The following is a 3,926-nucleotide window of genomic DNA, read 5'->3' as shown; positions in this document are numbered from 1 at the left end:
AACTACTTTTTCGTCGCTGTATTTCAATAAACACCTTTCCGTATCTATTAACTCCAAAATCGAAGTGTTGCTTTCTTCAAGTGCTTTGAGATACAACCAGTTCAATTGATACAAGCGTTCGGAGATAGAAGCATGTATGATAAAGGTTTGTTCAACAATGTTTGAAGTCATTTCACGAATGGGTAAAAGGGTTGAAAGCGTCAATTCGAGGGAGTTCGGTTCACCAAATTTTTGATGATGTGCATAAGTGGAAACCAAAGAATGATAAAACACAGAATATCGTGGAATGTTTTGATTTTCGAGGAACAAAGTGCGTCTCAAATAATTGCTTACATAAGTTTTGTCTGCTGCCTTCTCTATGCTCAATAGATACCGACGTTTTAAAGAATGGTAAAAACGGGTATAAGCTTTTAGAAACAGCTCTTCAGGTGGGTAATTTGCTTCCATAACCTTATAACGCTTCCGACCTCCTAAATCTTACATTGAATCAGTTAAAATTCCTGAAACCCAGTAAAACCCCATGTTGAGCAAGGTTACTTCATGTCTGTATTAGCTAACCTCATGTAGTGGATCAGGTTGTTTTCAGGTAATTCTTTGCGAATGCATCAAAAAAACACGTAAAAACACCAAAATGGTAACATTACACCATTGTACACCATGAATATTCAACTTTACACCATTGGCATTGTACTTTACACACACCGACAAAAACAGCCTTTTTACCGCTAAAAACTTCCTTAGTCAAAAATTAGTTCTAATTTCAACCTGATTTAGGTGGTTAGGTTAGGTTGATTAGTGAATGGAGTAATGACGCCTGTCTTACTCCATTTACATTTTATAGCGATTGATTTTTCGACTATTCAACTCGGTTCCTACTCGAACTTATTTCGATGAATCCTTCTTTTCGACTTGACGAATCTTTTAATCCGATTCGCCCAACTTTAGTTTTCTATAGACGAACTATGGCGATTCTTTACACCCAACTCCATTTTAAGTCAGTTCTAGTCGAATCTTACTGAAATCCATTTCGACCAATCTTTCTTTCCGACTTGACGAATCCTTTAATCCGATTTGCCCAACTTTAATTTTCGATAGACGAATAACAGTAAATCATATATTTAAACCATCTATTCACAAATTCTAAAGATATGAACCTTAAAGAGCAATTAGAATCAATCAAAGACAACGTTAAAAACGGTGGAGATTATGGAGTTGAAATGAAGCGTTTAAAGCAGGCTATTAACTCTACTCAAAAGGATGCTGAATTAAAAGTACATCTGTGCAACATTGTTGATGCGGGAACAAAGGAAACTTTTGACGAAGATTTTTCCCTTGTCGTTTTTAGTCTGGGAAGTATGCCTGACAAAGATTGATCAATCAAAAAAAAATAACTGCCCGCCTAAAGTGGGCAGTTAGCATTTTATTCAGTCAGAAATCGGCTCTAAAGGGTAAAAAAAAATTAGTTGCCCACCTCTAAGTGGGCAGTTAGGTTTTTTTAGTCAAAATTCGGTTCAAAAAGGTAATTTAAAATTAGTTGCCCACCCTATAGCGGGCAGTTAGCATTTTATTCGGTCAGAAATCGGCTTCAAAGGGTAAAAAAAATTAGTTGCCCACTTTAGGTGGGCAGTTATGATTTTATTCCAAAACATTTTTTTTCAAAGCAGAATAAAAAGCTAGTTGCACTACCCCTCCCGGGGCAAGTAACTTTTTATTAGGCGGTTTTCCGTTTTCGGAGGATAAAAAAATATTAGTTGCACCGCCTCCCGTGGGGCAAATAGATTTTTATTACTCAAAATTCGGTTCTGGCTGATAATAAAAACGCAGTTGCCCCGCCACACCCGGTGCAAGTAGAAAAAAATTAAATGCTGGCTTTCCGTACCTTCAAGTTTTACGCAACAGCTTCTTGTATTTTCTGCGCTCCAAAGCCAGCCAGTCATAAATTCCGGTTGCCAGGCGTTCAAAAGCCTCTTTATCGTTAAAGCTAATTTCGGTTACATGATAGGCGCGGTCATGGTACTGCTCTGTTAAATGCTCCAAGCGCTTATCGTTGATGTTGAGTTCCATCAATGAAAACACGGAAATACAAATGTTCAATTCGGCATTATCGTTCCCGAACCCCAAGAGGTTCAATCCTGTAATTGTATGTTGGTGCTTTAAATCGTCTTTTATCAATTGAATGATAATCTTTTTGGAATTTTTTTTCTGCATGGCTCAATATTTTTATATATTCATTTGACGATGATAAATATACATATTATTTATATAAGTGTTTCTTAAATTGATATTATTACATTTTTAAGAGAGACTAATATGCCTTTGACGAAGGTTTGATTGATCCTTTATGCCGTTTTCTTTCGTTATTTTAGAGTCAATGAAAGATTTAAACCGAATAAAAGAAGTTTTAGTAAGTAAGAAGGTAACACAAGTTTGGTTGGCTTCTGAAATTGGAAAAAACATAAATACCGTTAGTGCTTGGAGTACAAATAGAAGACAGCCTAGTCTTGAAGATTTGTATAGGATTTCAGTTTTACTTGATGTTGATATTCGGGAATTATTAAATCCGACCAAATGAGAACCAAACTATTAATTTAGAAAATGAATAACCCCCACTACTATTTTACACTGAAAAGCCACAATACTCTATGTTTTCTTAGTATTGGAAAGGATTTTATAGTAGTTATAAAATCTGTTCACAATGTCTCAAGTATATGCCTTTATTGATGAATCTGGAAATAACTCTTTTGAGTTTGATACCCAAGGAAATTGTTTTATCGTTTCAGCAATCATCTGTACAGGTGAAAACCTAGATAATATTGAAACTCAAATTGACGAGGTTCGAAAGAAATATAATTTTCAAAAATCTGAAATAAAATCCAGCAAAATAGCTGATAATCATACTCGAAGGCTAAGTATATTAAATGAATTCAAGGATACTAATTTCACATTGGTTTCATTGATTGTGGATAAGAAAAAGCTTTATTCGCAAGGATTTAAGTACAAGAAATCATTTTACAAATATTTGAATGGAATCTTATATAATAATCTGTATCGCGTCTTTCCAAAACTATCAATAACCGTTGACGAATTAGGTTCAAATCCATTTATGGTAGAGTTTAAGAAGTACGTAAATAAAACTCACGTTGTAGATTTATTTGGAGGTTCAGATTTTAGCATGGCTGATAGCAAGAGTAATAAATTAATCCAACTTCTCGCAACTCATCTATTTTCCGAAGGACACAGCTGATTCGTCAATAGAAGAGATATTGGTTGAGGATAATTATGACGGTAATATTAGTGAAGTATCAATTTACAAGATTCGACAATTTCTTGAATCAAACGACGAATCAGACAAATACAATCCGATTCAAAAACAGTTTTTAAATATTCTGTTGTTGAATCATGAGGCGGGACTTAAAGGAAAGTATACTTCGACCAAGGAAATTTTGAACCATATCAATTATGCTGTTGAGACTCCGCTAAGCATGGAAGTTTTTAGAAATAAGATTGTTGCTAAATTGAGGGATAAAGGAATAATAATTTCTTCAAACAGATCAGGATATAAAATTCCAAATAGTGTAAAGGATGTTCAGGCTTTTGTTACGTTGAACAAAAATCTAATCGTTCCAATGGTTGAGCGAATAAAAATAGCTCGAGACATTGTGAAAACGGCAACAATTAATAACGTTGATATTTTAAGTACAGAAGCAAATAAACGATTACGGAAAATGATTGACAATGAAGATTTGTAATTCCCATAAAATAAAAAGACATGGATATTCACCTTCCTGAAAATGCCCTAAAACTAATCGCTAAAACTGGTTCGAAAGAAGCCCCAGTTATAGTTCCAATTGCTGTGGATAAAGAGGCTAAACCTTTGTACTGTTTTCCCAATATTCTTTCAAAAATAAAAAGAGAAGGAGGAACCA

Annotated in this window: 6 protein-coding genes; 4 read left to right on the top strand and 2 right to left on the bottom strand. The window is 34.5% G+C overall.

From position 1 onward, the window contains the following. Positions 1–447: hypothetical protein (locus L6Q46_RS13275; protein ID WP_291284707.1), on the bottom strand; the 447-nt coding region annotated here is incomplete at its 3' end. Positions 448–1,148: 701 nt separating this feature from the next. Here L6Q46_RS13275 and L6Q46_RS13270 point away from each other — a divergent pair. Further along, on the top strand, positions 1,149–1,373 hold the full coding sequence (locus L6Q46_RS13270) for a hypothetical protein (RefSeq protein WP_291284706.1): 225 nt from the start codon (positions 1,149–1,151) through the stop codon (positions 1,371–1,373). Between the two features lie 508 nt (positions 1,374–1,881). Here L6Q46_RS13270 and L6Q46_RS13265 read toward each other — a convergent pair. After that, complete coding sequence (locus tag L6Q46_RS13265) at positions 1,882–2,208, bottom strand: hypothetical protein (RefSeq protein WP_291284705.1); 327 nt, start codon at positions 2,206–2,208, stop codon at positions 1,882–1,884. Positions 2,209–2,341: 133 nt separating this feature from the next. Here L6Q46_RS13265 and L6Q46_RS13260 point away from each other — a divergent pair, with 133 nt between their 5' ends. The 3 genes from L6Q46_RS13260 (at position 2,342) to L6Q46_RS13250 (ending at position 3,749) form a co-directional block, all read left to right on the top strand. Further along, positions 2,342–2,572, top strand: a complete 231-nt coding sequence (locus tag L6Q46_RS13260; RefSeq protein WP_291284704.1) for a helix-turn-helix transcriptional regulator — start codon at positions 2,342–2,344, stop codon at positions 2,570–2,572. 123 nt (positions 2,573–2,695) lie between these two features. Further along, positions 2,696–3,244: a DUF3800 domain-containing protein gene (locus tag L6Q46_RS13255; protein ID WP_291284703.1), complete on the top strand. Its 549-nt coding sequence runs from the start codon at positions 2,696–2,698 to the stop codon at positions 3,242–3,244. A gap of 19 nt (positions 3,245–3,263) precedes the next feature. After that, positions 3,264–3,749 (top strand): hypothetical protein, encoded by a 486-nt coding sequence (locus tag L6Q46_RS13250; RefSeq protein WP_291284702.1) that lies wholly within the window; start codon positions 3,264–3,266, stop codon positions 3,747–3,749. The last annotated feature ends 177 nt before the right edge of the window (positions 3,750–3,926 follow it).

The sequence above is a fragment of the Flavobacterium sp. genome (assembly GCF_023151265.1).
Lineage (GTDB): Bacteria > Bacteroidota > Bacteroidia > Flavobacteriales > Flavobacteriaceae > Flavobacterium.
This window is presented reverse-complemented; position numbering and strand designations above follow the sequence as displayed.

Excerpts from the sequence above, each read along its gene's own strand:
- L6Q46_RS13270 (WP_291284706.1), top strand. The coding sequence starts at position 1,149 with ATGAACCTTAAAGAGCAATTAGAATCAATCAAAGACAACGTTAAAAAC.
- L6Q46_RS13265 (WP_291284705.1), bottom strand. The coding sequence starts at position 2,208 with ATGCAGAAAAAAAATTCCAAAAAGATTATCATTCAATTGATAAAAGAC.
- L6Q46_RS13260 (WP_291284704.1), top strand. The coding sequence starts at position 2,342 with ATGCCGTTTTCTTTCGTTATTTTAGAGTCAATGAAAGATTTAAACCGA.
- L6Q46_RS13255 (WP_291284703.1), top strand. The coding sequence starts at position 2,696 with ATGTCTCAAGTATATGCCTTTATTGATGAATCTGGAAATAACTCTTTT.